This window comes from Pseudoalteromonas sp. JSTW (assembly GCF_013423925.1).
Lineage (GTDB): Bacteria > Pseudomonadota > Gammaproteobacteria > Enterobacterales > Alteromonadaceae > Pseudoalteromonas > Pseudoalteromonas lipolytica.
Genome location: NZ_CP058973.1, coordinates 533,207 through 560,049, shown reverse-complemented (window position 1 = coordinate 560,049; position 26,843 = coordinate 533,207). Strand labels below are relative to the sequence as shown.

Sequence of the window (26,843 nt, the reverse complement as noted above, 5' to 3'; positions counted from 1 at the left end):
TTTAGTGATTTAAGTCACTGATTAGCTGCCAAAAGAGTCGAAACTCTTTATAAAATGTCTTAAACTATTTTCTTAGTCGGAAATAAAAACGAAAAAAGGAACTAACATGAAAGCATTAAAATTGCTTTTTACGCTGATGATTGGCGTGTCAGTTTGTACTTCAAGTTTTGCCAATGAAGGGTATCAAACACCTTCACCTGCCTTGGCTTCGGTTGTCGATGCTAAATTAGCCCCCAGTAGTTATTTATCAAATGATGCCGAGTGGTTGGCATTATTTGATAGAAAACGTATTGATACCCTGCAAGATCTTGCGAAAGAAGAACTAAAACTCGCCGGAATTAAACTTAATCCTGCCAATTTTTCGCGCTCACGTGAGCGCGCTATATTTACGTCTCTGGTGCTAAAGCATGTTGAAACAGGGAGTGAAATTACGGTATCGGGTTTACCCAATGGTTTAATTCGCTCGCCCAGTTGGTCAAGCGATAGTCAATACTTAGCCTTTGTAATTGAACAAAAAAACAGTGCTAATTTATGGGTTTATAACGTCAGTACAAAACAAGCAAGGCAACTCAGTGATACGCCGTTAAACTCAGTATTAACACGTACTCCTTACATGTGGTTACCCGATAGCAGTGCTATCGTTGCAAATGCGGCTGTTAATTTAGGTAAAACTCGTTTAACCAATGACAGCACGGCTGTCGTGCCGGTAATTCAACAAAGTACAGGTGAAAAAGCACCTGCGCGCACTTATCAAAATTTATTAAGCAGCCCCTTCGATGAAGCGCAGTTTAAGTTTTTTGGCCAAAGTCAGCTTACTTATATTCCATTGAGCGGCCAAGCGCAGCCAATTGGTCAAGCTGGGTTAATTAAGTCGTTTTCAGTATCGCCCGATTCAACCAATATTTTGGTGGGTATGATCGATGAGCCTTTTTCGTACCAAGTTCCATACCAACGCTTTGCTGCTACATGGCAAATTTGGGGAATGCGCGGTTACACCTTGGCTGAGCTGGCAAAACAGCCGCTAGCCGACAATATTCCCCAAGGTTACGACAGCGTTCGTACTGGCCGTCGAGATTTTCAGTGGCGTTCAGACCAAGGTGCCGAAGTCATTTGGGCAGAAGCACAAGACGGTGGCGATATGAAAACAGATGTAGCGCACCATGACTACCTTTATAGTCTGCGCGCTCCGTTTAAACGTGAACCTAAGCTATTTGCTAAAGTTGAGCGTCGCTTCGACTCAATAGAGTGGGGCAGTAACAATGTTGCCTTATTATCTGAATGGCGTTTTAGCGACAGACAAATACGCACATTTGTTATACAACCTCGAAATGCCGATAAAAATCGCGTGCTCTTTTCTGAGCGCAGTTACAATGATGCTTATAAAGATCCGGGTTACCCAATCTACGAGAAAAACGACTTAGGTGAAAGAGTCATCAAAGTGATTGGCGGTCGTTATATTTATTTCCGTGGTAATGGGGCGTCTGAGCAAGGAAATATCCCATTCTTAGACCGTTACGATGTAAAAACAAACTCAACAACCCGTGTTTGGCAATCAGCTGCACCTTATTACGAGCGTGTGCGTGCGATGTTAGACGATGAAGGCGAGCGTTTGATCACCATACGTGAATCAAAAACAGAGCAACCAAATTTCTTTATTCGTGATTTAGATAACGACAAACTCACTCAATTAACAACGTTTGAGCATCCTTACCCTGAATTTAAAGGCGTAACTAAAGAGCTTATTCGTTATAAAAGAGAGGATGGTGTTGAACTGAGTGGCACACTTTACTTGCCGCCGGGCTATGACAAAACCCAAGGAACGTTACCTGTACTGATGTGGGCTTACCCGCTTGAATACAAAGATAAAGCGGTGGCATCGCAAGTGCGCGAATCACCGTATGAGTTTACTTACATTGGGTATTGGGGGCCTATGCCGTACCTTGCAAAAGGGATTGCGGTATTTGATGACCCTAAAATGCCAATTGTAGGTGTCGATGGTAAAGAGCCGAATGACCTTTTCCGTACTCAGCTCGTATCGAGTGCGCAAGCCGCTGTTGATGTATTGGTTGAAAAAGGCATTGCCGATAAAGACAAAATAGCGATTGCTGGTCACTCGTATGGTGCTTTTATGGTGGCTAATTTACTAGCACACAGCGACTTATTTAAAACGGGTATTGCCCGCAGTGGTGCTTACAATCGCACATTAACGCCATTTGGTTTTCAAGGTGAAGAACGCGATTTTTGGCAAGCTCAAGATGTGTATGCAGCAATGTCGCCATTTTTCCATGCTGAGAAAATCAATGAACCTATGTTGATGATACACGGCCAAGAAGATCCAAATTCAGGCACGTTCCCAATGCAAAGCGAGCGCATGTACGCCGCATTAAAAGGCCTTGGCAAAGAGGCTCGTTTAGTTATGTTGCCTTATGAGGCGCACGGCTACCGTGCCCGTAAGAGCTTATTGCATGTGCTTTGGGAGCAAGAGCAATGGCTAGATAAATACTTATTAAGTGATGAAAAGCAAGCAGAGCCAGTTGCTGCTGAAGGTGTCACTCAGTAATTAGCAAAATACGTATATTAAGAATCCCCGCCTTTTAGCGGGGATTTTTTTGAGAGGCTAAAGCTGAAGTTAATAGTGGTCAGTATTACCAATTACGATTTATCGAGTTTGAGCTGCCTAGAATTAATTGTTGAAAAAATAATGCCGCTTAGAAAGCGGCATTGACTCTTTAATTGTTATTTACATAAAGTTGTAATCTAAACGTATGCCAATGCTACGCTCGGGTAAAAAATCTATGTATTTTTGAGCGGTTGTTCTATTACTACGACTTCGATCTCTTTTATACTTAATCGCATCATTATCGAAGACATTATTTAAGTGAACGCTTAATTTCACGTTTTCGTTGACCTCATAACGAGCTGATAAGTTAAATACTTCATAACCAGGGACTTCATCTCCAGGTTTGGTATCAAAGTGCGTGTTGTATTTACCATATGCTGAGACGTCACCACGAATAAAGAATGGCTTGTTATTAATGTCAAATTCCTTATCAATTGCGATATAAGCATTATATTTAGGCACCATCGTCATTTCTTGACCTTTAACGCCACCGATTGTTTCATTATCTTCAGTAAGTTCAGAGTTGGTATAAGAGGCATTTACAATTAATGCTATAGTATCTGTTAAGCTTGCTTTTGACTCAAACTCAAGCCCTCTTGAACGTGCTTTTCCTGCATTTGCGGTATAAGAGAACCCACAAGAATCCATGTAAATACTCGTCTTAATATCACTCCAGTTTATTTGATAAATAGCAGAGCTAAAGTTGAACTTACCATCGAATAATGAGCCCTTTAAGCCAACTTCATAGTTATCGATTGAATCAGATGTGAAGCGAGCTTTACGATTCTTAGCATTAACATCATTTACACACGCTGCGGCTAGTGGGCTATTGTTACCACCTGGGCGGTATCCTTCAGAGTAAAGAGCATAAATTGAATAGTCATCAGTAGGTTGCCAAGAAGCGCTAAATTTAAAGCGATTTCCTTGTTCTTCACCGCCTATCAGTGTTTTATCGTTTGACCACACACCAATTTCTTCAGTGCGTTCAAAATCTTCTAAATTGAAATGGCGAATACCCGCATTTAACTCAATATTGCCAAAATCGTCTGTTTCAATTTGGTACGCTACATCTGCAAACAGCGCAAACTCTTTTGCCCACTCGCTGAACACATGATAATTCCAAATTTTATTAGGATCGTCAAAGTTATCTAAACCGATTTGCTGGGCATCGTCCCCCCACCAGTAAAGTGCAGCAGCTGCTGTCCTGTCACCGCTTTCAATATATTGCCATTGATGACCTGGAGAGTCAGGTCGCCATGATTTATCCCAATAAGCACCGACAGTCCAACTTAAATTGCTATTTAAATCGAAGTTCTGAAGCCTAATTTCATGGGTAACGCGGGACAGCTCTTGATCGTTTATTATCCATGTTTTAAACATATCAGAAGCATCTAAACGAGACCAATCATCCAGCGAATCAGATTTTACTTTTCGGTATGAACCAGCATAAGTTAATGAAGCAACGTCGGCTATATTATCAACATCAACAGTTAAGCTATATAAATTTGTAGACTCTTTATCCCAACCATCGAGTAAATTATAGAGAGCATATTTATCATCAGCACCATGAATAAATCCACCACCTTGAATACAATCTGGGCGATTAAATGTCGGATCACATGTTATTTTAGTGTCTGAGATATCATAACCGTACTTAGCTGAAGCATCTTCATCATAAGATAATTCATAGTAATATCCTGGCTTTGAGGTATCTCCCAATGTTGCGCCATTAGCAGAATACTCATCATGCACATAGGTGAAGTTAAGTGCTAAATTATCAATTGGTTGCCATAATAATTGACTTCGAATAAAACTACTTTGACTTTTACTCTGTTGTCCTGTTGCTTGATTGACATAAGGACGGACATCGTTGGTTATATTACCTGTCACTCTTAATGCAAGGGTATCGTCTAATAGAGGTACATTAACACCTAAAGATAAGCTGCTGTCAAAACCATCTACATTATTTTCACTTGAGCCTTCAATCGTACCAAATAACTCAAATTCATCTAATTGTGGTTTTTTAGTGATAACGCGAACCGTACCACCGATTGCATTCGAACCGTATAATGTACCTTGTGGGCCGCGTAATACTTCAACTCGCTCAACATCTGTGAGGTTTGTAAATTCATACGGGATATCATCAGTGAATATGGCTGTTGTATCTGGCGATGCGCTATTCCCTCCGCTTAACCCTCTTAAAATTAACTGACCACGAGGTGCTGCAGCACCAGCTAAAGTACGGTAAATATCAGATGCATCAAGGTAGTTTCGATTGGCAATCTCAACTGCAGATACCGCTGAAATACTCATAGGTATTTCTAGGATTGTTTCAAGTTTTTTACGCGAAGTAACCGTTATTACTTCTAGATTTTCCTCTTTTTCAATTTTATCTTCTGTATCCATGGCTATTGCTGGAACTGCATATAAATGACCTAAAATCACAGTGGTTAAAATAGTTTGTTTTGTTAATAGAGTGTTTTTCATTGATGTTCCCAGTGTTTTTTTTGTTGATATTCTATTAACGACGTTAATTTAAATATTGGCATTGTTCAATCTATTTAACCCTTTTTTGGGGAATTGTTTTTCTAATTGGTTTTTATTCTGGAATTAATTATGTCTTTTTGTTTATTTTTACATGCTAAATAATGAGATTGACCAACGTGTATATTGTTTTTGTGAGTCGTTAGTCGTGCTTACGGAATTGCTCATCAGGCAATGGTCTTTTTTAGGTGATGAGTGATGAATTTTTTAATTGTTCTCTCAAACTGCACATTCGAATCTTTCTTCAATTAAATTATCCCGTCAGATAAAGCTACAGAGCACTCATAGGTATTTTACAGAGAAGGTAAAAGCTCAGCGCAACAAGTTTGCAGTGATCACAGGGGTCATTGCTGTTTAGGTAAAATACTAAACTCAGTTTCACGTGGAAAATTAGTTATAGTGTCTGTACTTATCGAAGCTATAAAGTAGAGCTGAGTTAAGCAAAGTTGACTGAAGATGAAGCGCTTGTGCAATAGCCATCGCTATCACAATAGATGGAGTCCGATACAATGACTACTCGTGGTCGCGCTGTACGTAATAATGATCTGGCTTGATTATTTGCTGCAATAGAATGTGTTGCCCAACCTAATGGTATAGGCTTTTTGGTAGCTTATATTTTAGTAACGAAGATCGTGGGCTAACTAGCTCCCTATATTAATATTGCATTACCAGTTTTCATGAGCTTTAGCGCATTGAAATGTGAGTAATCGCGTGTTTGTTTGTTTATTTAATTGAATGTGTTTAAATCGCTTTTCTATTTTTTCAGTATTCATGATGTGATTGGTTTATGCTCGATTTAGCAGTACTTGCGGTTTTTATTCCTACCTTCTTTTTTGTGTCTATTACACCAGGTATGTGCATGACTTTAGCGATGACTCTGGGTATGAGTGTGGGGGTAAGGCGCACATTGTGGATGATGGTGGGTGAAGTGCTTGGCGTGGCAACGGTGGCAATTGCGGCTGTTGTGGGGGTTGCCAGTATTATGCTTAATTATCCTGCGTTGTTTGCGATACTAAAATATGTTGGCGGTGCGTACCTTATTTATCTTGGAGTCAATATGTGGCGCGCAAAAACCAGTTTTAAGCCCGAAAATGAAACCGAGCAGCAAATAGGGCGCGGACAACTGTTTTCACAAGGTTATATCACTGCCATCGCAAACCCAAAAGGGTGGGCGTTTATGATTTCACTCTTGCCCCCTTTTATAAATGTAGAATTAGCCGTTGCCCCGCAGCTTGCTGTATTAGTAAGCATTATTATGCTGAGCGAGTTTATCTGTATGTTAATTTATGCCACGGGTGGTAAAAGCTTGAGGTTATTTTTAGATAAAGGCGACAATTTAAAATGGCTAAATCGTATTGCCGGTGCGCTTATGATGTGTGTAGGTGTTTGGCTCGCACTTGGATAATACCCATGCGCTTATTTTAGCGAATTGGTATTATCCATACTGGCCTTAATCAACAAATTCAACCTGTTTCGACACATCATTAAAACAGTGTTTTATGGTTTCTATCGCTGTTTTGGTTTTTGCAGCTAAGCTGTCTCTTGCTGGGGTAACTGCATACACGGTGTAGTTTGGCATGGCCCATTCGGGCGCGATTTCGATGAGTTCTTTTGTTCTTAATAAGTGCCTCACTTCAGGCTCTGGCAACACGCCATAACCGACCCCATCACAGACCAGCGCAATTAAACTTTGCATGTTATTGACGTTTATTTTTGCCTTGGGCAGCGGTTTACTTTCAAGCGTTAGTGGATTAAATGCATTGCTGTCGGCGTATGTATGTGAAATACGGGCGAACTGATGTAAATCATCCCAACTGACTTTTTTAAACTTAGCGATAGGATGATCTCTGTGGGCGCAGAGCTTTAACGGCCAGGTTGCGAGCTTTCGTGCAATCAGATTTGAGTTTGTTAATGGGCCTATTGCAATGGCTAAATCTGCGCCACTTTTTATCATATCGATTGGCTCATCAGTTAAAATTAACTGAATACGTAAATCATCAAACTCGTTTATTAGGCGCTCGAGCGGTTCACTTAAAAGTCCTCCACCAAAACCGACGGGGGCCACTAACTTTAATTCGCCACTGGGTTTACTTTGTAAGTGTTGTAATTGCGTGCTGGCTTGATCTGCAAGTGCCAGCATCTTTAAACAGCTTTGATAATACAAATGACCGGCTTCGGTCAGCGTCAACTCTCGCGGGCTGCGATTAAATAAACTTAACCCGATTTCCTGTTCTAATTGCTTTATATGTTGGCTTACAGCCGATGTCGTCATTGATAACTCAGCAGCAGCACTGCTCATATTGCCTGTTTCAACAGTACGAGAAAATACGCGTAGTGTTTTGATTAGCTTGGAATTCATTGTTCAGGCCTTCTTAATTCAGTTTTAAGAAATCGTAAATTGTTAAAACGGGGACTTCTCATTAATATTGCAAACGCTAATTATTATCATTTATAAACAAAAAGTCACGGAGTATTATTATGACGAGGGTTGTTCCTTCTGTTTTACCTCTCACCGCTGCTGTCTTAGCAGGCCTATCTCATTTTGCATACGCTGATGATAAAAAACAAGACATGGAAGTGATTGTTGTTTCTGCATCTGGGTATGAGCAAATGCTAAAAGAGGCACCTGCAAGTATTAGCGTGATTGATCGTGAGCAGCTAGAAAAGCGTTTTTACCGTGACTTAACAGATGCCATGACCGACGTACCCGGTGTGGTTGTGACCGGTGGTGGTGATAGAAAAGATATCAGTTTGCGTGGTATGGCAAGCCAGTACACTTTGATTTTAATTGATGGCCAACGTCAAACCTCTCGCGAAACTCGTCCAAACAGTGATGGCCCAGGTGTTGAAGGGGCATGGACACCCCCTATTTCAGCCATTGACCGAATTGAAGTTATTCGTGGCCCTATGTCATCACTGTATGGCTCTGATGCGATTGGTGGGGTTATCAATATTATAACCCGTAAAACACCCGAAAAGTGGTATGGCGAACTGCGTTTAGACAGCACCATTCAAGAATCAAGCGAATCTGGCAACATTAATCAAGGTAGTTTTTTTACCGCGGGTGGCTTAATTCCAGAGTTGCTAGGAGTTCAGCTTTCAGGGCAGTTCTCTGAGCGTGATGAAGATGACTTTGTTGCTGGCTTTCGAGGTAAAGAGCAAAGCAATATCAAAGCGAAGTTTATTTTAACGCCATCAGATAACCACGAAATTATGTTTGAGGTGGGCTCGGCAAAACAAAAACTGGATGAAACTTTAGGTAAAACCGTCGCGCCTTTAGCGCAAGGTGAAAGCTGTGGCCGACGGGGGTGTCCTGAGTCGTCAACCACAGAGTACGACCAAGAAACTTATTCGCTTAGCCATAATGGCTTTTACGATTTTGGCTCATCGCGCAGCTATCTAAAATACGATAAGTTTGATAACACCTCGCGTGAAATGTATGTCGAAAATACCGACGCGCAAACAAGCTGGACACTGCCATTTACCAATCATAATGCAAGCGTTGGTGCGGCGTATTTAAAAGAAGAACTGGATGATTATACGAGTAATAGCATCAGTGATTTAACGCATGTGGAAAACGAGCAATGGTCGGTGTTTGCAGAAGATGAATGGTCTGCATCAAAGCAATTCAAACTGACCACTGGGCTTCGTTATGATCATGATGGTAACTTTGCGGGTCACTTTAGTCCGCGTTTATATGGTGTATACAATGCCACTAAGTCGCTGACTGTGAAAGGGGGAATTTCAACAGGCTTTAGAGCACCGAATATTCGCCAATCTACTCCAGCGTGGGGACAGGTAAGCCGTGGTGGTAATATTTATGGTAACCCAGACTTAATCCCTGAAAAGTCCGTAAACTACGAAATGGGGATTTATTATGATATCAGTCGCGATTTATCGCTCTCAAGTACGGTGTTCTACAACGAGTTTAAAGATAAAATTACGCGTATTTCTTGCCCATTAACGCAATGTACAGATGGTCCGAATCAGTTTGGTTCTCTGCCTACAACTTATATCAATGTTGATGAAGCAGTAACACAAGGGTTTGAGCTGTCGGTTTCTTACGATATTACCAGCGAGCTTGATGTGAGTGCTAATTACACCTACACCGATTCTGAGCAAAAAACCGGTGAATACAAAGGCAGTCCACTTAATCAATTACCTAAACACATTTTACAAACCTCACTTAATTGGCGCCCAGTAGATAAACTAGGAACGTGGCTGCGTGTGCATTATCGCGGTGAAGAAAGCCAACCTACGACAGGTCCATCGCAAAGTAGCTTAATTGCACCAGACTACACTTTGGCAGACATGGGGGGTAACTATGATTTAAGCCGACGAATTACACTTGGCTTTGGTGTGTATAACCTATTCGATAAAGAAATATCAGAGGCAGAGTATGGTTATGTAGAAGACGGTCGTCGCTACTGGTTGTCAGTGGGTGTTAACTTTTAAATGTGATGAGTAAGATGAGTGTGGCGTAATTATGCCACACTCATATTTATCGAACGAGGTTGAGTGCATACCTGTGAGAGGTGAGTAACGATATAACTTACAGTGACATTGAAACCCAAAGCATGCACTCTAAAGTTAACGCAACTTATTTCAACTGAAATGCATCAGTTTTAAAGTTTTGAGTAGCCAGCTGTTGTTTCAGCATCTGCAATTGTTGTTTGGGTTGCCATTCGCCTTTGAAAACCCAGTCAACAAGGTTGTTTTCTTCTATATTTAGCTGTTTCGGTTGGAAGTTATCATCTAACCAAGCATACGGGGCTTTGTTATTGGCGAAGAAATAACGGGATCCCCAACGATTTGGTTGGTCTCTTTGCTTATCCGCATAGGTTTTTTTAAAGATAGGTTTATCTGCTAAGTTATCAGAAAACTGATTTCCGAATAAATAAAACTGGGCATCATAATGATGTCTGCCAAGCCAAAAGCCTTCTACGCCATTAAATTCACTATTAGCAACAACAAACTTTTGTTCGCTACTCAATTCGCCATCATGCCAAAGAGTCGCGGTTTGTTTTAAGTTGTAAAATTGAGAATGCTCAATGAGGGCGGTACCTCTTGGGCAAACCATATCTGTAGCCCCAGTGAAAGAGCAGTAAGAGTGGTAATAAAGACCCTCTTTTTTGTTCCAAAGACTCACTGTATCAGCACCATAGGCCTGTACGTCACATTGATGAAAGATGATTCGTGATGCGTTTTCAAAGCCGCGGATCGCAAACTGATGTTCAAGTGTGTTATGAATTTTTCCGTAATCATTGATAACGGAGATATTGGCGAGTGTTATGTCACTGCCAGTGATATTAACCACGGCAGCTCCCCAGTCACTGTCATTGTGTTCTCGCCAACTATTCCTCAACTGTGCGTAACGAATGATAGTATTAGCGGCGGATTCACCGACAATACTGAGGTTACTGCGGGTGATATACAGTTTTTCGTTGTACTCACCAGCTGCAACAGTGATCACCACCTCTTTATAGGGGCTACTCGCATTAATTGCAGCTTGAATGCTGTTATAGGCATGCTTATTATTTTTTTCTACATGCATAAATGTGACAGGCTCGGTACCAATTGCAGGCGTCGCAGCAAAAACACTCTGCGCAATAGATAACCCCACGAGCAATGATAAAAATAAACGCATACTTGTCTCCTAAAGTGTGCTGTTTAGTATTGAGTTATCTATTGGAACGATGGCCCCTCGTTGTTGAATAACCTGTCCTGCAACGAGATTTCCAGCCTCTGCACAGCTTGCAATGTCATGGTCTAGCAACCAATAACTTAAAAACCCCGCATTAAATGAATCACCTGCTGCAGTGGTATCAACAACATTATCTACCAGTCTGGCATCATACTGATTGACAATACTGTGACTATTTTCACTGTATTGACAGCCCTTTTCACCGGTTTTAATGACCAGCTGCCTTACACCTTGTTGATGCAAGTGCTCACGACATTCTGTGAGGTTGTTAAAGCCCCAAATTTGGGCTTCATCTTCAAATGTCACCAAGGCTAAATCAGCAAGCTGATACATACGGTTGTTGCTCTGTTGGCAATGAGATTGAGATGCCCAAAGCGTTGGCCGGTGGTTACTATCGTAGATAATTTTAACACCATGAACTTTTAGATCAGCCAAAGCATTTAGTAAAACATTACAGTCATCGATGGGCAAAATTGCGAGTGAAATACCCGACAAATAAACTGCATCGACCGCTTTTAACTGGCTAACAATATCAGCAAATTTAGCATGGCGAACGAGGTATTTTGCCGCAGAATCATTGCGCCAATATTGAAAAGTGCGTTCGCCATGGGCGTCAGTTTGGATCATGTATAAACCAGCATGCTTGTTACTGTCGGTTAATACGGTGTCACAGTTAACCTGGTAGTCTTGCCAGCGAGCAATCATTGCTTGGCTTAACGCATCCTCTCCCATCACAGTGACGTAATTGACATCAATGCGTTCGCTTGCCAATTTTTTCATGTAAATGGCTGTATTCATGGTATCGCCACCAAAGTTTTGTTGCATTTCGCCAAAAATAGCCCCTGACAACTCCACCATACATTCCCCAATAATGGCAATTTTCTTTTTTGACATTAGAGGGTTACTCCTTTTTTCCAGATGGCTACTTCGCGAATATCATTTACTTCATTACAGGTCGGTTTACCATTCACTACATCCACCAACAAATCGACAAATTCTTGATGAACTTCAGGCATGGATTTGCCATTCACCAGCACACCAGCATCGAAGTCGATCCAGCGGGTTTTCTTTTTCGCAAGCTCTGAATTAGTGGCTATTTTTAAAGTAGGCACAAAACCACCGTAAGGCGTACCTCGCCCGGTGGTAAAGAGCACAATATGACAGCCCGCAGCTGCAAGTGCGCTGGTGGCAATGGGGTCATTGCCGGGGGCGTTGAGTAAATTGAGTCCTGGAGTACTTAATCGTTCACCATAATCAAGCACGGCCTGTACTTTGCTGGTACCTGCTTTTTGAGTACAGCCCAACGATTTGTCTTCTAATGTAGTTATGCCGCCTTTTTTGTTACCCGGAGACGGGTTTTCATAAATGGGTTGGTTATGCGCTTTATAGTAACCTTTAAAATTATTTACCATGCTGACAAGCTGGTTAAAGGTGTCTTCATCTTTACAGCGAGACATTAGTAAGGTTTCTGCACCAAACATTTCGGGTACTTCGGTCAGTACGGTCGTTCCACCTTGAGCAATTAAGTAATCAGAAAAATAACCTAGCATTGGGTTTGCTGTGATACCGGATAAACCATCACTGCCACCACACTCAAGACCAAACTTTACTTCACTCAGAAGACCGGGTTCACGTTTATCATGTTTAATTACATCGTAAATTTGTTCTAGCAGCGCGACACCATCTTCTACTTCGTCATCGGAATGTTGAGATATTAAAAATTTTATTCGATTCTCATCAATATCACCTAACCCCGCTTTAAAGGCGGCAAGCTGATTATTCTCGCATCCTAAACCGACAACTAATGCACCACCAGCATTAGGGTGTAATGCCATATCTTGCAGTAAAATTCTCGTGGTTTCTAAATCGTCACCTAACTGTGAACACCCAAATTGATGAGGAAATATATGAACCCCGTCAATGCCAAGATCGGGGTGATTTCGTAGAAACTCATCTTTCATTTGTTTGATCATACCGTTGACGCAGCCAACCGTTGGAATCAACCAAATTTCGTTACGTATACCAATTTCGCCATTCGCTCTGCGGTATATATTCACGGGTGGGGAGGGCTCAGCAGGAGCTTGACTGACAAATTCAGGCTGATATTGATACTCTAACTCATCATGCAGGGTCGTTTTAATGCTGTGGGTATGAACCCAAGCACCTTGCTTTATATCTTCAAGAGCAAAGCCAATTGGAGCGCCATATTTTATAACACGGTCATCTTTTGAAATTGGCTTTAACGCAATTTTATGTCCTTTTTCGATGTCGTCTAATGCGGTGAACGAGAAGTCTTCAAACTCAATGTGTTCACCCGCACTAATTGGGCTCAGGGCAATAGCAACATCATCAGTATTATGAAGTCTTAATAACTGTGCCATGATTATAATTCCACTTGTTTTGATAGTGTCTCTTCAACAGAGGTCGTAAGCATGCTGTTAAGCTGTTCTGTTACTAGGTCAGTCAATCCAGTCAGTTCATTGAGATCTTTACCCCAATGCCACTTAGCGCCAAGCACACTGCTGACAAGCTCTTTCAATGTTATCGCACCATCTTGGTGCTGTTGCCACAGGGATTTGAATAAAGTGATCCACTCAGGACTATCTGAAAGCTCAATGGATTGACCATTCCGCTCGCCGCGGTAAAACAAAATTTGCCCCGCAATTGCTGTCGCAATAAGTGCTGGAACGGTTTTATTATCGACAATATATTGCTCTAACTGCGGCAGTAATCGCGTTTTAAATTTGGTCATACTATTCAGTGATATCGACATAAGTAAATGACAAATATACGGATTTCTAAAGCGATTAAGCACATCATTGGCAAATACCTGCAATTCATCTTTAGGTAAAGATAGTGTGGGAATAATCTCGTCAAAAATCAGTTTACTTACATATTTCTCGATTAATGGTGAGGCGAGCGCTTCGCCCACAGAGTCGATATTTGCCATATAGGCCAAAGGCACCATCGCAGTATGTGCACCGTTTAAAATAGCGACTTTACGTTGTTTGTAAGGGGCTATATCGTCAACAATTTTAATATTGACATCACTGCCTTCTAAACATAATACGTCAGCTAAATGTTGCGGCCCTTGAATAACAAATAAATGAAAATATTCAGCTGTGACCATGAAGTTGTCGTAGTAGCCAAATTGTTCTTGCAAGTGTTGATGTTCATCACGTGGGAAGCCCGTCACGATGCGGTCAACCAACGATGAGCAAAAATAATTATGCTCGTTAAGCCAGCTAACAAACTCGCTGGGTAAATCCCATAGTTGGCAGTACTTGAGGACAATTTCTTTTAATTTTTCACCATTATAATCAATTAGTTCACAAGGAATGATGATCATGCCGCGATCACTTGCACCGTTAAAGTGATTAAAGCGGTGAAATAACCATTGAGTTAATTTCGCAGGGAAGGCTTTTGCTGGCTTATCAGTGAGTGAGTCTTCGCTAATGTACTCGATGCCTGCTTCGGTTGTATTAGAAAAAATTAACTTTAGATCTTCACTTTCTGCGAGCTGTAAATATTTATCGAATTCTTTATAAATAGGAATTTCTTCGTTTACACAGCTAATAATGCGTTCATTAGATACCGATTCACCTTGCTCATTAATGCCTCGAATAATACTGGTATAGAGACCATCTTGAGTATTAAGTAGCGGTAATGTGTCGTAATCAATTGGTCTAATAATGGCGACACCCGCGTTTAAACCTGTTTGTTCATTTAATTTGTCGATTTGCCAATCCACAAAAGCGCGTAAGAAATTCCCCTCACCGAATTGCATTATAGTCGTCGGGTATTTGTTTTTATTGACGTTTTTTCTATTTAGTGTGTACATACATTTGACCCATTTTTAACCTTAATTGGCGTGTTGATTTTTACATCTTAGACATATTTGCCACCGGTGGCAAATAAAATTTGACAAATTGCCACCGGTAGCGAAGAATGACTATTAACAACTTTGTGAATGTTTTTACAACTTGTTTATTAAAGTGGTGTTAAAACAGGCATTCAAACTTTTGTATCATCTTATTTGAAGAGTCTGATACAGAGAGTTAACAGATAAAAAGGTTAATTTTATGACAACACAGCTATTCGATTTAAAGGGGAAAACGGCTTTAGTAACAGGCGCGAGCCGTGGCTTAGGAAAGCAAATTGCAATGGGATTAGCCGCTGCTGGGGCTGATGTGATCTGTAGCAGTAGTCGTGAGCATGGTTGCGAAGAAACATGCAGCGAAATAGCTAAAAGCGCATCGAAAACATGGGATATTGCCGCTGATTTGAGCGATGCCAAAAGCGTGTCAGCATTAGCAGAACAGGCGTTGTCGGTTAATGATGGCATCGATATTCTGGTCAATGTGGGTGGCACCATTTTTAGAAGTCCCGCTATCGATTACCCCTACGATGAATGGCAAAAGGTGATAAAGGTTAACCTTGATGCCAGCTTTTTACTTGCTCAGGCATTTGCACCGAAAATGATCGAAAAGGGTCAAGGTAAAATTATCAATATTGCATCCATGCTGTCATACAGTGGCGGAATGACTGTGCCCGCTTACACAGCAAGTAAACATGCTATTGCAGGCGTTACCAAAGCCTTAGCAAATGAATGGGCACAATATAACATTCAGGTTAACGCGATAGCACCTGGGTATTTTAGAACAGATAACACGCAAGCGCTTCAGGATGATCCTGGGCGTAATAGCGAAATAGAAAAACGTATCCCAGCAGGGCGCTGGGGAGAAGCTGAAGATTTAATTGGTACCGCAATCTTTTTATCATCACGAGCCAGTGATTATGTCAATGGACATATTTTGGCAGTTGATGGCGGATGGTTAGCACGTTAGTAGGAAAATAAAACAATGAACACAGAAATTGAATCACGTTACGCAGTAGGCCCAAATGAAGTAAAGGGGTTTGACACTGAGCAATTGAGAAACGAGTTTTTAGTCGACAAATTAATGCAAGCAGACAAAGTGTATTGGCTTTATACCCACTATGAACGTTTTATGGTTGGCAGTGCAGTACCTTTAAATAACGCATTAACGCTTGAAACATTAGATAACTTAAAAGCGGCCCATTTTCTTGATGGTCGCGAATTGGGCATTATCAATGTTGGGGGCAAAGGTAGTATTACAGCGGATGGTGAAACTTACTCATTAGACTATAAAGATGCACTTTACTTAGGTCGGGGTAACAAATCAGTTTCTTTTCGCAGTGATGATGCTAAAAACCCAGCTAAATTTTACTTAAATTCAGCACCTGCGCATCACAGTTACCCAAATAAACACGTTACTAAACAAGATGCTAATGTACTTCATTTAGGAAGTTTAGAGACATCGAATGAGCGTAATATCAACCAAATGCTTATCAATACAGTGGTACAAACGTGTCAATTGCAAATGGGCTTAACTGAACTTAAGCCCGGTAGTGTGTGGAATACCATGCCAGCTCATCAACATGATCGTCGTAACGAAGTGTATTTTTATTTCGAAATACCTCAAGAGCAAGCGGTCTGCCACTTTATGGGTGAGCCAACAGAAACGCGGCATTTATGGATTCATAATGAGCAAGCTGTGGTCTCGCCACCGTGGTCAATCCATTCTGGTGCAGGGACACAGAATTACAGCTTTATCTGGGGGATGGCTGGTGAAAACTTAGATTATGACGACATGGACAAGTATCAACCGCAACAATTGAGATAGTCCACATTTAACAGAACACACAATGAAGAAATAATAATGAATAGAAATCTTCTTTACAGCGTTTTCGTGGTTTTTACGCTTGGTTTTATAACCAGCTGCAGCAATGACAACAAAACCACACGCTTGACGCTTGCCCACACGCTGGATACCCGGCATGTGGTGCATCAAGCGATGGAGTATATGGCAAAACGTTTAGATTACTATTCCAACGGAAGTATGGAAATAGTGATCTATCCCGGTGGTCAATTAGGGTCAGAACGAGAGCTTATCGAGTTGCTACAAATAGGTAGTCTTGCTATTACCAAAGTGTCTGCGAGTCCACTTGAGGGCTTTGTGCCAGAAATGAAGGTGTTTGGTATTCCTTATCTGTTTAATGACAGTGCGCATTTTTGGCGCGTATTAAACAGTCAGTTAGGCCAAGACATGCTTGATAAAGTATCTTCAGCAAGACTCAAAGGGTTAGGTTATTACGATGCAGGCAGCCGAAGCTTTTATACGACCCAAAAACCCATTCACACGCCTGACGATTTAATTGGTCAGAAAATTCGTGTATTAAATAGCCCCACGGCCGTTGCGACGGTACAAGCTCTTGGCGGTGCTGCAGCACCTATTGCGTGGGCTGAGCTGTATTCGGCTCTGCAGCAGGGGGTTGTTGACGGCGCTGAAAATAACCCACCCAGTTATTACTTATCTCGCCACTATGAAATTGCGAAGTACTACTCGTTAGATGAACATACCTTTGTGCCTGATGTTATTTTGGCCAGCCAAGAAGTGTGGGAGTCCTTGAGTGAACAACAGCAAACATGGCTAACTAAAGCCATGGCTGATTCTGTTGAATACCAACGTTCACTCTGGCAATCAGCATCGGATGAAGCGCTTAAAGCGGTTATTGAGGCCGGCGTTGAAGTTACCTACCCCGACAAAAAAGCGTTTCAGGATAAAGTCGCCGATTTTCATGCATCATTTGCAGGTACGCCTGTTGAGCAACATATCAAGGCTATCAAAGCGATGGGGGAGGCAAAATGACAAAGCTAAATTCACATCTTAACTCATTGATAGAACGGATTTTGATAGTAGCGATGATCGCCATCGTGGCTGTCGTGACTTGGCAGGTGTTTTCGCGTTTTATTTTGCGTTCGCCAAGTTCATACACAGAAGAGTTAGCACGTTTTTTATTAATGTGGATTGGGGTTTTAGGCGCATCGTACGCATACAGAACTCGCGCCCATTTAGGACTTGATCTGTTCTATCAAAAAATGGTTCCGACACTACGCAGAAAATGCACCTTTATTATTGAATTATCGGTATTGATAACCGCATCTTGCATTTTAGTGTATGGAGGCAGTTTGTTAATGATGCTGAGTTTTGAGCTTGAACAAAGCTCGGCAGCTCTGGGTATTAATATGGGCTTTGTTTATGCTGTATTGCCGTTAAGTGGCCTATTAATTGTATTTAACTGCGTTGAAAATATTGTTAATTGCTTAATGAATGTGATGGAGGAATCATAATGGAAATGACAGCCATAATTCTAATTGTGTGTTTTTTCATCTTACTGTTTATTAATGTCCCTATTTCTATTTGTATCGCATTATCGACACTGATTGCGCTTACGTTACATATGGATTTTACGCCAGCAAGTATTACGATTTCCCAACAGATGATGGGCGGTCTGGATAGCTTTGCCTTGTTAGCCATCCCATTCTTTATTTTGTCTGGTTTAATTATGGGCCAAGGAGGCATAGCCAAGCGTTTAATTGAGTGTGCTATGGCAATGATTGGCTTCTTACCCGGTGGTTTAGCGCTTGTGAATGTAATGTCGTGCATGATGTTTGGTGCTATTTCGGGTTCTGCTGTTGCAGCTACGTCGGCTATCGGTAGTTTTATGGTGCCAGAAATGAAAAAGCACGGTTACAGCGAAAACTTTGCAGCAGCAGTCACAGCAAGTGCGGCAACAACAGGTATGCTAATACCCCCGAGTAATATTCTTATTATTTACGCTATTGCGAGTGGGGGAGTATCGATTGCAGCCTTATTTATTGCGGGTTATTTGCCGGGTATTTTACTCGGTTTAGCACTGATGATGGTGTGTGCAATTTATTCTATTAAGAACAATTACCCTGTGACAGCGCGACTGCCTTTTTCGGTCATGTTCGAAAAAATAATCGCAGCATTGCCCAGTTTATTACTTGTTTTTATTGTGATTGGGGGCATTATTGGTGGTGTTTTTACGGCGACAGAAGCCGGGGCCGTTGCCGTGATTTATGCTCTCGTCCTTGCTGTGTTTGTGTATAAAGAAATTCGTTTAAATGAAATGCCTCAGTTATTACTTAAGGCCTGCGAAACAACCGCCATTGTGATGCTTATTATTGCTGCATCTTCGGCAATGTCGTGGCTTTTGTCCTATACGCATATTCCACAAATGGTCAGTGAATTCTTTTTAACATTAAGTGATAACCCAATAATTATTTTGTTATTAATTAATTTAATTTTGATACTTGTGGGCGCATTCATTGATATGACGCCAGCTGTACTGATATTCACACCGATATTTTTACCGGTGGCAATGCAATTTGGTATGTCTCCTGTTCAGTTTGGTATCATGATTGTTCTCAATTTATCGATAGGATTAGTGTCTCCGCCAGTGGGGAGTGTATTATTTGTAAGTTGTGCAGTTGCAAAAACAGCGATACATAAAATAATAAAACCCATGATGCCACTTTATTTAGTGATGTTTCTGGTACTAATGTTGGTTACGTATGTACCTGCAATTAGTGAATTTTTACCACGCTTATTCGGTTTATTAGATTAAAATCACCAAAGAGGTGCATGTCGCCTCTTTTGTCATTTATAATGTAACGAATTTGTGTACTTTTAATAATTAAAAGCTGAACACTACTGTCGCTAAGTAGTTGACTCTGGAATTTTATATGTCTGTAACAATCAACGATATTGCTCGTTTATCAGGGGTCTCTAAACGCACTGTTTCGAGAGTGATAAACTGCTCACCGGCGGTCGGTAAAGCAACCCGTGAGCGGGTGTTAGAAATTATTAAAGAAACAGGGTTCTCGCCAGATAAGCAAGCGCGCGGTTTGGCGTCGAGTCGTTCTTACTTACTGGGCTTAATCTATGATAACCCCGATGCACTGTATATTGATGAAGTGCAACGTGGCGCATTGAGTGTTTGTGCTGAGCTTGGCTATGAGCTTGTTGTGCACCCTGGATCATCAAAACGCGATGACTTCATTAGTGATTGCCTTAGTTTTATTTCGCGCTCAAAACTAGATGGCGTGATTATTTTACCTCCTGTCTCTGAAAATAAAGCATTGGCAGCAGCGCTTCGAGAAATTAATTGTCCTTATGTTCGTCTTGCGTCAGTTGATTTAGATGATGCAGACAATATTGTTGTGTCTGATGAGCGTGCTGCCATGCGTGATATGGCGACACATTTAGTCGAGTTAGGTCATACAGATATTGGGTTTATTTCGGGCCCTCAACATTACCGCTCGTCGATTGAACGTTTAGCAGGCTTTTTGGCTGAGTTGCAGGTATATAACGTTAAGCTACCAACAGACCGCATAGTTGAAGGTAAAAACAATTATGACAGTGGTTTGGCGTGTGCTGAGCAATTACTTAATACTTTGCCAAGACCCACTGCAATCGTTGCAAATAACGATGAAATGGCTGCAGCGGTTCTTCGGGTTGCAAACAACTTAAATATTAGAGTGCCCGATGAGCTCTCTGTGGCTGGATTCGACGATAATATTTTGGCATCACGTATTATTCCCTCATTAACAACTATCCGACGCCCAGTGTTTAATATGGCGTGTTTGGCAGTCCAAAAGCTGATCAATAAATCCCGTAATAATCAGGAAAAGTTAGCCTTACAAAAAACAGTGACACCTAACCTCGTTACACGCGAGTCAACGGGAAGAGTCAACGGCTAACTGTTTATTAATAAACTCACTGATTAATTCAACCGTGTTATTTTGCCAAGGGTGAAATAGCCAAAAGCAATGGGGAGCCTCTTTAAACACATGCTCCTTGTTTGTAATGCCACGCTCAGTTAATTGTTCTTGAACTGTTTTTTTTCCTGCATAAAATCGCGCAAAGCCACCGTTGATGAATAAAGTCGCAGGGCTTGTGTTTGAGATGTAATTAATTGGGGATGCATGTTGCCAAATTGCAGGGACTTCTTCATAACGACCTCCTAACCACTTACTGGCAGATGTAACCGCCTTACTTTTATCATTCTCGTAGCGCAGCGCCAAAGGGGTAGTGAAATCAGACAGGCCATCAATGTTGATTAACACGCGCGCATTCACTGCCAATGAGGCACTTTGATTCGATAACTTGCCATGACTATAAGCCAGTAGGGCAGCTATTTGCCCGCCTGCTGAACTGCCTGCAAGGGTCAGTTTTTCAGCATTTAAGTGAAAGCGTGAAGCGTTACTTTTTAACCACTGTGTTGCTAGTGCAATATCATGAATCGATGCAGGGTATTGCGCCTCATCCGAAAGTGTATAAGCAGGGGTTGCCACAACAAAGCCCTTAGCGGCAAGTTTTGCTGCGAGGGTTTGTAAAATGGCCGGCGAACCCGAACCCCATCCTCCACCATGCACCAATACAATCAGTGGTAATACAGTGTTGTTATTAGGTCGAATAATAGTGATTGACTGGGAGCGCAATTTACCTGGGTACGTATGTTGTTCGACGTTTAAATTACTGATTGGGCTGTCATCTGGTAGATGCAACTCGCTGTAGCGTGGTTTTAACTTTTTATATGTGTTTTCAAGAGTATAAGACGCACTATGAACGTGGTTTGATATTCCACTTAATAGAAAAGCGATAAGGGGGAGTGTGTGTTTCATTTATCAGCTACCTTAGAAAAGCGAATATAATCGTAATGTACAGAGTGAGAATTGCGACTGACCAACTTATTGACATTGAATAAGCCCACTTTGGCACCAACCCAACGGCCTTTTTTGGCACTAAAATGCTCTCCGATGGCCCGATATTGTGAGGCTTCTGACGTTTTATAACTAAATACCGCATGAGCGCCAGGTTGCACCAGTAATCTTAAATACATTGTCTCAGTGGTGACCTCTGTAATGATTGTTTTATGTTCTGTACATCCTTTTCGTGCTCCTTTGCATTGGCTATAAACAAGGTGGAGTGCGCCTTCATCTGAACGCGATATACCGATCCACGCATAGTCTTCGCCAAACAATAAAAGACCGCTGTCGCCCTGGTAAGTTTCTGGATTAAAGACTAATTTTGTTTCAACGAAAAAGCGCTCTGCCGGTAGTTTTTGCAATAACAGCGAAGGAGTAAGCCACAAACTGTCTGCTACTTCTTGCTGTTGGGATAGTGTTAAATAGCCAGCACTGTCAGTTAAAGAAAACCAGTGTGGCTGTGGATTTGCGTTCCATTGCCATTGTAAACCAAGTTGCTCAGCATTAAATTCATCGCTGTTGGGTATTTGAGTGCTTAAGAACCGTTTAGCTTTGGGTTTTCGATACTTTAAAACCGGCTCGCCGATGCCATCTTTATCGGGATCTCGGCCAATCACGGGCCAATCATTAAGCCATTGAAGCGGTTGTAAATGCACGATACGGCCGTAGGCATTTTTAGATTGAAAATGAACAAACCAATCTTGGCCATATGGCGTGTTGATCCAACTTCCTTGGTGTGGGCCGTTGGTTAGCGAGTTTCCTTGTGCCATTACAATTTTGTCTTCATACGGGCCTAGTATGTGTTTACTTCTAAAAACTGACTGCCAACCTAAATCGACTCCGCCAGCAGGAGCAAAAATGTAATAAAAGCCATTACGCTTGTAAAACTTAGGACCTTCTAAGGTACGATATGAGGGCAGGGTATTGCCATCGACGATATGCTGGTATTCGTCACTTACCCAACTGGCGTCAGCACTCATTTCACGAATTGAGAGAACATTGTTAAATCCGGCCCTGCTTTTTGCCCACGCATGGAGCAAGTAAGCTTTGCCATCATCGTCCCATAAGGGTGTAGGGTCGATAATTCCTTTCCCTTTTAGAATTAATGTGGGTGTTGACCATGCTTTAGCGGGGTCTTTGGCTGTAATAACATAGATCCCAAAATCTGGGTCAGGATAAAAAATCCAAAATAAGCCATTATGATAACGAATATTGGGTGCCCAAACGCCATTACCATGTTGTGGCGTGTTGTAGTGCTCACGCGGTTGTTGAATAGGGAGTGCGTAATTTATGAGTTGCCAGTTAACTAAGTCGTTTGAATGTAAAATAGGCAACCCCGGCGCAGAGTTAAAACTTGATGCCGTCATGTAATAATCATCACCCAGGGCAACGATATCAGGATCTGAAAAGTCAGCATGAATGATAGGGTTTTGGTAATACCCATTTTCTAAATCTGCCTGCCAAATGAGCGGCATGTTATTTTTTTCAGTGGGGAACTCTATCAGTTCAATAGCCGGTAAAGTAACACTGACAAAAAAAAGGGTATTTATTAAGACATAAATCGCTTTCACTTGATTTCCTTATCTGCCTAATAAAAGACTCGCTAAAATAAAAGGCCCAACTGCTTTAGGGTCATTATCTCGGATATTTTCGCTTAAGTAATAATCATAGCTACCATCACGATATGGCTTGCCGCCAAGCCCTGCGACTTCACAGGCTGATGTGATTGAAATACGTTTTGTTTTTTTGTCGACAGCGATGAATTCATCGATTAATCCAGCATAACTTTGCTCTGCGTACACTAAGTAGTAGGCAGGTAAGGCGTTATCTAATACTCCTTTGATGATTGCGTAGGTAAACATGCTGCTTCCAGAGGATTCAGGATAATTACCGGCTTCATCGCCTTTATCTGTGACTTGATACCAAGTTCCAGTGTCATTTTGATAATGTAATAAGCGATCGATTAAGTGTTTAAAGCGGCGAGATAACCATGCTTTTTCAGGATAATCATCTGGCAATTGCGCTAACACATCAACCATCGCCATGGCATACCAACCTATTGAACGTGACCAGTGATTTGCTGATTGTCCTGTGATTGGGTCAGCCCATTTTTGACTCTTTGACTCATCCCAGCCGTGAACAGGGAGTTGGGTATCAGGTCGGTATAAATGCTTTTCAATAAGTTGGAATTGCTTGATAACATCGCTAAATTGCTCTTTTTGACCATAACGACGAATGTACTCAGCGTAGAATGGTGCGCCCATGTATAAACCGTCGAGCCACATTTGTGAGGTGTAGCGTTTTTTATGCCAAAATCCCCCCTCTGTAGTGCGGGGATGCTTTTCTAATTGCTTTACTAGTGTGTCGATGGCGAGTCGATATTTTTTGTTGCCTGTTTCGTCATACATGAAAAACAATAACTTACCAGCATTGAGCATATCAATGTTGTATTTACTCTGTTGATAAGTCTTAATCGTGCCATCGTCCATAACGAGGCTATCAACATACTCTTTTATGTAATTGAAATAGCGTGTATCGCCTGTTTTTTGATAAAGCTTAGCAAATGCCATAAGTTCTAAGCCATGGGTATAGTCCCAGCGAGCAGCAGTGCGCCAGTCAATCAAATAGGCATGCGGATGACGTTGCATTTCTGATTCAGCCATCCATATCGACCACCTAATAGGGGGTTTTTTAACATTGCTTGCAATGCTGTTTACTGACCAAAAAACGCTTAAAATACAGGTTAATAAAATCGATAAATAGCGAAATGTTTGCATGATTATTTACTTTTCTGACGAAGCAATTTTACCATTTCTGTGCCAGCTAAAATATACGCCGCGTTGCCTTTAGGGTCGTTTGCAACAACAGGTTCACTCATGTAGTAGTCATAGCTCCCATCACGGCCAAAGCCAAGCCCCGCTACATAACATTGGTTAGTCATAGACACAGTGCCATCTTGGTGCAATAAGGTAAATTCGTTTAATAATCCCTGGTAGGCCTTATATGCAGTAGCAAGGTAATCGGTGCTTAAGTAGCCCTTATTTATTGCTTTTGCATAGAAGTAGGTAAACATCGCCGTTGCTGATGACTCTCTATAATTACCTATCGCATTGGGTTTATCCATTACCTGCCACCAAGTGCCGGTTGCTGGGTCTTGCGTTTTTTCTAGACTGTCGGCAATTTCTTGCACCATGGTAAGTAAGTGTTTTCGTTGCTGACTATTTTGTTCAGGAATATAATCAAGTACATCGACAACGGCCATCGCAAGCCAGCCCATTCCGCGAGCCCATACCTCGTGTGAAAGCCCCGTTGATTTATTAGCCCATGCCTGTTGTTTAAGCTCATCCCAGCCGTGATAGTAAAGCCCTGTTTGTGTATCTTTTAAAAACTCGCGGGTTAAGTTAAATTCGTTCACCACTTCGGCAAAGGTTTCTTGTTGTTGGTGACCCGATTCAAATAAGGCTGCGTACTCAGCTAAAAAAGGCATACCCATATACACACCATCAAGCCATACTTGGCCTTGGTATTTTTTCTTATGCCAAAATGCCCCTGTCGACGTGCGAGGGTGTTTATGTAATTGCTCTCTTAGCGCATGAATTGCTTTTAGATACTTTTGTTCATTTGTTTGCTGGTATAGCGTAATTAAATTGCGACCAGGCGGAATATTATCAATATTAAAATTGCTTTGTTTATAGGCTGAAATAAGGCCATCTTCAGAAATAAAGCTTCCGGTCACTTTTTCAATGACTTGTTTATATTCCGCATTATCTGTGAGTTCACCAAGTGTGTAATAAGCATACGGTTGAATACCAATAATGTCATATTCAAACTTTGGAGAGCGCTTACGGTTAACATCCCATCCATTGTAGTGGTAGCCTAGCGTTTTACGCGCCAGTTCAGAATCTGCGAATGCTTGTGTCCACTTAAGTGCAGACTCTGCGGAGATAGACGCTTGCATTGCATTCTGTGTCAACGATGTTTTGAGCTGAATTCGAGGCTTAATGGTCAGCTTTTGCGCTTGTTGTTTAATATAATGCTCAAATTGTTCTACGGTATTAATACCACTTTGTGCTTGCCATAAAGATGCAAAATAATAGTGAACTTGCTGACTGCCTTGCTGGCCTTTTGGCGTTAATTCTACTAAGTAGTTTTTATCATCTTGGCGTACTGTTTTTACATCCCCTTTTTTGAAAAAAACCACCATGCCTAGCGCCTTACCGTCGAGACTTTGTTTGCCCCAACTTGCAATATACCCATAGCCATAATTGCTCATGCTTTGTAAATCGGCTTTTAAAAAGGTCGTATCGGGATGTTTTACAAGGCCTGCGGTGATGTTATCAAGTGGTTTGTCGAGTTTTAAGGTGACTTCTGCCAGTGGAGAACCCGCTTGCATACTGATAAATGCACTGAGGTCTTGTTGCTGTACGCTGTTTTGCCAGCCATGGTAATCAAGTTGAATTTGGGCGAATAGATCGCCATTCGCAGTGATGCTTGCAGTACGAGTATCTACTTTGCTGACATGTTCAAGCTTACCTTTCTCATTGGTATAGGCAAAACCACCTGCACCTAGCGATCCTCCTACTTTTAATAAGTCCATTCCCCAATCTTGCAGCGAATGATACGACTTATAACCATCTAAACCAACGTTGTGCAATACGGGTTCTGGAGTCAGTTTTCCGAAGATATCAAAACCATTACGCCAATCGAGGTAAATGCGATAACCGACCTTATCTGATTCGATCCCCGGTCCTTCATAGCGGATCCAGTTTGAATGGTCTGTGTAATATTCAGGAGGGGTTATGGATTGAACATTTTTAAACAGGCCACCGACATATTCTTTCATTCCAGCATTTTGTTGGTGTTTTGGTGGGCGAGTATGAGGTACCCATTCACCACCCACTTTATGAGCTAAATCTGCTTGTACACGCTTTTTGGAAGGTGCGAGACGTGTTGTTGAGATTATCTCTGCGTGTATATTTTCACCTTTAGAAAGATCAGTAACGAACAAAATACCATCGTTCTTTCCATCCAAATCTTTATCAATCGCTTGATTGGCAACTTGATTATCGCCGATATTTACCGCAAGCGTTGTATTAGGTGCTACACCTAAGTCGTAGTAGCTTAAATAAATAGCTTCATCTTCGCGATTAAACGGGCTGGGATTAGCAATATCAACAGTGGCAACAGAACCTGTCTGTGCTTCTTTTATGCTGTGATGCTGGGGTTGTTCTGCTTGTTGGCAAGCGGTAACAGACAAAGCAGCGAAAGTAATCAGTGATGTGTGTATCAGGTGACGTGAGGGTAAATGTTTCATTGTT

At 41.6% G+C, this 26,843-nt stretch carries 19 protein-coding genes; 9 read left to right on the top strand and 10 right to left on the bottom strand.

The genetic code is table 11. The features are described 5' to 3' along the window. The first annotated feature begins 136 nt into the window (after positions 1–136). Positions 137–2,560: a prolyl oligopeptidase family serine peptidase gene (locus tag GZH31_RS18745; protein ID WP_374027204.1), complete on the top strand. Its 2,424-nt coding sequence runs from the start codon at positions 137–139 to the stop codon at positions 2,558–2,560. 180 nt (positions 2,561–2,740) lie between these two features. Here the strand turns inward: GZH31_RS18745 and GZH31_RS18740 are convergent, their stop codons facing one another. Next, complete coding sequence (locus GZH31_RS18740) at positions 2,741–5,107, bottom strand: TonB-dependent receptor (RefSeq protein ID WP_180311697.1); 2,367 nt, start codon at positions 5,105–5,107, stop codon at positions 2,741–2,743. Between the two features lie 844 nt (positions 5,108–5,951). On the opposite strand from GZH31_RS18740, the gene GZH31_RS18735 reads away from it, so the two are divergent. Further along, positions 5,952–6,569, top strand: a complete 618-nt coding sequence (locus GZH31_RS18735; RefSeq protein ID WP_036972295.1) for a LysE family translocator — start codon at positions 5,952–5,954, stop codon at positions 6,567–6,569. Positions 6,570–6,614: 45 nt separating this feature from the next. On the opposite strand, the gene GZH31_RS18730 is transcribed toward GZH31_RS18735, so the two are convergent. Then, entirely contained in the window at positions 6,615–7,523 is a 909-nt protein-coding gene (locus GZH31_RS18730; RefSeq protein WP_065978962.1) for a LysR family transcriptional regulator, read from the bottom strand. 119 nt (positions 7,524–7,642) lie between these two features. Here GZH31_RS18730 and GZH31_RS18725 point away from each other — a divergent pair, with 119 nt between their 5' ends. Beyond that, on the top strand, positions 7,643–9,619 hold the full coding sequence (locus tag GZH31_RS18725; protein WP_065978963.1) for a ligand-gated channel protein: 1,977 nt from the start codon (positions 7,643–7,645) through the stop codon (positions 9,617–9,619). Positions 9,620–9,764: 145 nt separating this feature from the next. On the opposite strand, the gene GZH31_RS18720 is transcribed toward GZH31_RS18725, so the two are convergent. The 4 genes from GZH31_RS18720 to GZH31_RS18705 are packed head-to-tail and all read right to left on the bottom strand — an operon-like array spanning position 9,765 to position 14,709. Further along, a complete protein-coding gene (locus tag GZH31_RS18720) occupies positions 9,765–10,811 on the bottom strand; it encodes a pectinesterase family protein (protein WP_180311696.1) in 1,047 nt (348 codons plus the stop codon). 9 nt (positions 10,812–10,820) lie between these two features. Beyond that, a complete protein-coding gene (locus GZH31_RS18715) occupies positions 10,821–11,762 on the bottom strand; it encodes a sugar kinase (protein WP_036972291.1) in 942 nt (313 codons plus the stop codon). Then, a complete protein-coding gene (locus tag GZH31_RS18710; protein ID WP_065978966.1) occupies positions 11,762–13,249 on the bottom strand; it encodes a UxaA family hydrolase in 1,488 nt (495 codons plus the stop codon). The genes GZH31_RS18715 and GZH31_RS18710 overlap by 1 nt, the downstream gene beginning before the upstream one ends. A 2-nt stretch (positions 13,250–13,251) precedes the next feature. After that, entirely contained in the window at positions 13,252–14,709 is a 1,458-nt protein-coding gene (locus GZH31_RS18705) for a tagaturonate reductase (protein WP_180311695.1), read from the bottom strand. Between the two features lie 241 nt (positions 14,710–14,950). Here GZH31_RS18705 and kduD point away from each other — a divergent pair, with 241 nt between their 5' ends. From kduD to GZH31_RS18675, 6 genes are all read left to right on the top strand, one after another. Then, entirely contained in the window at positions 14,951–15,715 is a 765-nt protein-coding gene (gene kduD / locus GZH31_RS18700; protein ID WP_118845217.1) for a 2-dehydro-3-deoxy-D-gluconate 5-dehydrogenase KduD, read from the top strand. Between the two features lie 15 nt (positions 15,716–15,730). Continuing rightward, positions 15,731–16,573, top strand: a complete 843-nt coding sequence (gene kduI, locus GZH31_RS18695) for a 5-dehydro-4-deoxy-D-glucuronate isomerase (RefSeq protein WP_036972286.1) — start codon at positions 15,731–15,733, stop codon at positions 16,571–16,573. Positions 16,574–16,609: 36 nt separating this feature from the next. After that, positions 16,610–17,599: a TRAP transporter substrate-binding protein gene (locus GZH31_RS18690; protein WP_074988727.1), complete on the top strand. Its 990-nt coding sequence runs from the start codon at positions 16,610–16,612 to the stop codon at positions 17,597–17,599. Beyond that, positions 17,596–18,081 carry a TRAP transporter small permease gene (locus tag GZH31_RS18685; RefSeq protein WP_036972283.1) on the top strand — a complete coding sequence of 162 codons (486 nt, stop codon included), beginning with the start codon at positions 17,596–17,598 and terminating at the stop codon, positions 18,079–18,081. The genes GZH31_RS18690 and GZH31_RS18685 overlap by 4 nt, the downstream gene beginning before the upstream one ends. Further along, positions 18,081–19,382, top strand: coding sequence for a TRAP transporter large permease (locus GZH31_RS18680; protein ID WP_036972281.1), 1,302 nt, complete (start codon positions 18,081–18,083; stop codon positions 19,380–19,382). Before GZH31_RS18685 ends, GZH31_RS18680 begins: the two co-directional genes overlap by 1 nt. A 118-nt stretch (positions 19,383–19,500) precedes the next feature. Continuing rightward, complete coding sequence (locus GZH31_RS18675; protein ID WP_036972278.1) at positions 19,501–20,517, top strand: LacI family DNA-binding transcriptional regulator; 1,017 nt, start codon at positions 19,501–19,503, stop codon at positions 20,515–20,517. Here GZH31_RS18675 and GZH31_RS18670 read toward each other — a convergent pair. From GZH31_RS18670 to GZH31_RS18655, 4 genes are all read right to left on the bottom strand, one after another. Continuing rightward, on the bottom strand, positions 20,494–21,441 hold the full coding sequence (locus GZH31_RS18670) for an alpha/beta hydrolase (protein ID WP_083202755.1): 948 nt from the start codon (positions 21,439–21,441) through the stop codon (positions 20,494–20,496). The genes GZH31_RS18675 and GZH31_RS18670 overlap by 24 nt on opposite strands. Continuing rightward, the gene (locus tag GZH31_RS18665; protein ID WP_074988728.1) at positions 21,438–23,096 is read right to left on the bottom strand and encodes a glycoside hydrolase 43 family protein; all 1,659 of its coding nucleotides are present in this window, start codon (positions 23,094–23,096) and stop codon (positions 21,438–21,440) included. Before GZH31_RS18665 ends, GZH31_RS18670 begins: the two co-directional genes overlap by 4 nt. A 9-nt stretch (positions 23,097–23,105) precedes the next feature. After that, entirely contained in the window at positions 23,106–24,188 is a 1,083-nt protein-coding gene (locus GZH31_RS18660) for a glycoside hydrolase family 105 protein (RefSeq protein ID WP_227006884.1), read from the bottom strand. A gap of 116 nt (positions 24,189–24,304) precedes the next feature. Further along, positions 24,305–26,839, bottom strand: coding sequence for a glycoside hydrolase family 88 protein (locus GZH31_RS18655; protein WP_180311694.1), 2,535 nt, complete (start codon positions 26,837–26,839; stop codon positions 24,305–24,307). Positions 26,840–26,843 lie beyond the last annotated feature (4 nt).

Excerpts from the sequence above, each read along its gene's own strand:
- GZH31_RS18680 (WP_036972281.1), top strand. The coding sequence starts at position 18,081 with ATGGAAATGACAGCCATAATTCTAATTGTGTGTTTTTTCATCTTACTG.
- GZH31_RS18660 (WP_227006884.1), bottom strand. The coding sequence starts at position 24,188 with ATGGCTGAATCAGAAATGCAACGTCATCCGCATGCCTATTTGATTGAC.
- GZH31_RS18675 (WP_036972278.1), top strand. The coding sequence starts at position 19,501 with ATGTCTGTAACAATCAACGATATTGCTCGTTTATCAGGGGTCTCTAAA.
- GZH31_RS18715 (WP_036972291.1), bottom strand. The coding sequence starts at position 11,762 with ATGTCAAAAAAGAAAATTGCCATTATTGGGGAATGTATGGTGGAGTTG.
- kduI (WP_036972286.1), top strand. The coding sequence starts at position 15,731 with ATGAACACAGAAATTGAATCACGTTACGCAGTAGGCCCAAATGAAGTA.
- GZH31_RS18745 (WP_374027204.1), top strand. The coding sequence starts at position 137 with ATGATTGGCGTGTCAGTTTGTACTTCAAGTTTTGCCAATGAAGGGTAT.
- GZH31_RS18725 (WP_065978963.1), top strand. The coding sequence starts at position 7,643 with ATGACGAGGGTTGTTCCTTCTGTTTTACCTCTCACCGCTGCTGTCTTA.
- GZH31_RS18710 (WP_065978966.1), bottom strand. The coding sequence starts at position 13,249 with ATGGCACAGTTATTAAGACTTCATAATACTGATGATGTTGCTATTGCC.
- GZH31_RS18685 (WP_036972283.1), top strand. The coding sequence starts at position 17,596 with ATGACAAAGCTAAATTCACATCTTAACTCATTGATAGAACGGATTTTG.
- GZH31_RS18740 (WP_180311697.1), bottom strand. The coding sequence starts at position 5,107 with ATGAAAAACACTCTATTAACAAAACAAACTATTTTAACCACTGTGATT.
- GZH31_RS18730 (WP_065978962.1), bottom strand. The coding sequence starts at position 7,523 with ATGAATTCCAAGCTAATCAAAACACTACGCGTATTTTCTCGTACTGTT.
- GZH31_RS18705 (WP_180311695.1), bottom strand. The coding sequence starts at position 14,709 with ATGTACACACTAAATAGAAAAAACGTCAATAAAAACAAATACCCGACG.
- GZH31_RS18735 (WP_036972295.1), top strand. The coding sequence starts at position 5,952 with ATGCTCGATTTAGCAGTACTTGCGGTTTTTATTCCTACCTTCTTTTTT.
- GZH31_RS18690 (WP_074988727.1), top strand. The coding sequence starts at position 16,610 with ATGAATAGAAATCTTCTTTACAGCGTTTTCGTGGTTTTTACGCTTGGT.
- GZH31_RS18720 (WP_180311696.1), bottom strand. The coding sequence starts at position 10,811 with ATGCGTTTATTTTTATCATTGCTCGTGGGGTTATCTATTGCGCAGAGT.
- GZH31_RS18670 (WP_083202755.1), bottom strand. The coding sequence starts at position 21,441 with ATGAAACACACACTCCCCCTTATCGCTTTTCTATTAAGTGGAATATCA.
- kduD (WP_118845217.1), top strand. The coding sequence starts at position 14,951 with ATGACAACACAGCTATTCGATTTAAAGGGGAAAACGGCTTTAGTAACA.
- GZH31_RS18655 (WP_180311694.1), bottom strand. The coding sequence starts at position 26,839 with ATGAAACATTTACCCTCACGTCACCTGATACACACATCACTGATTACT.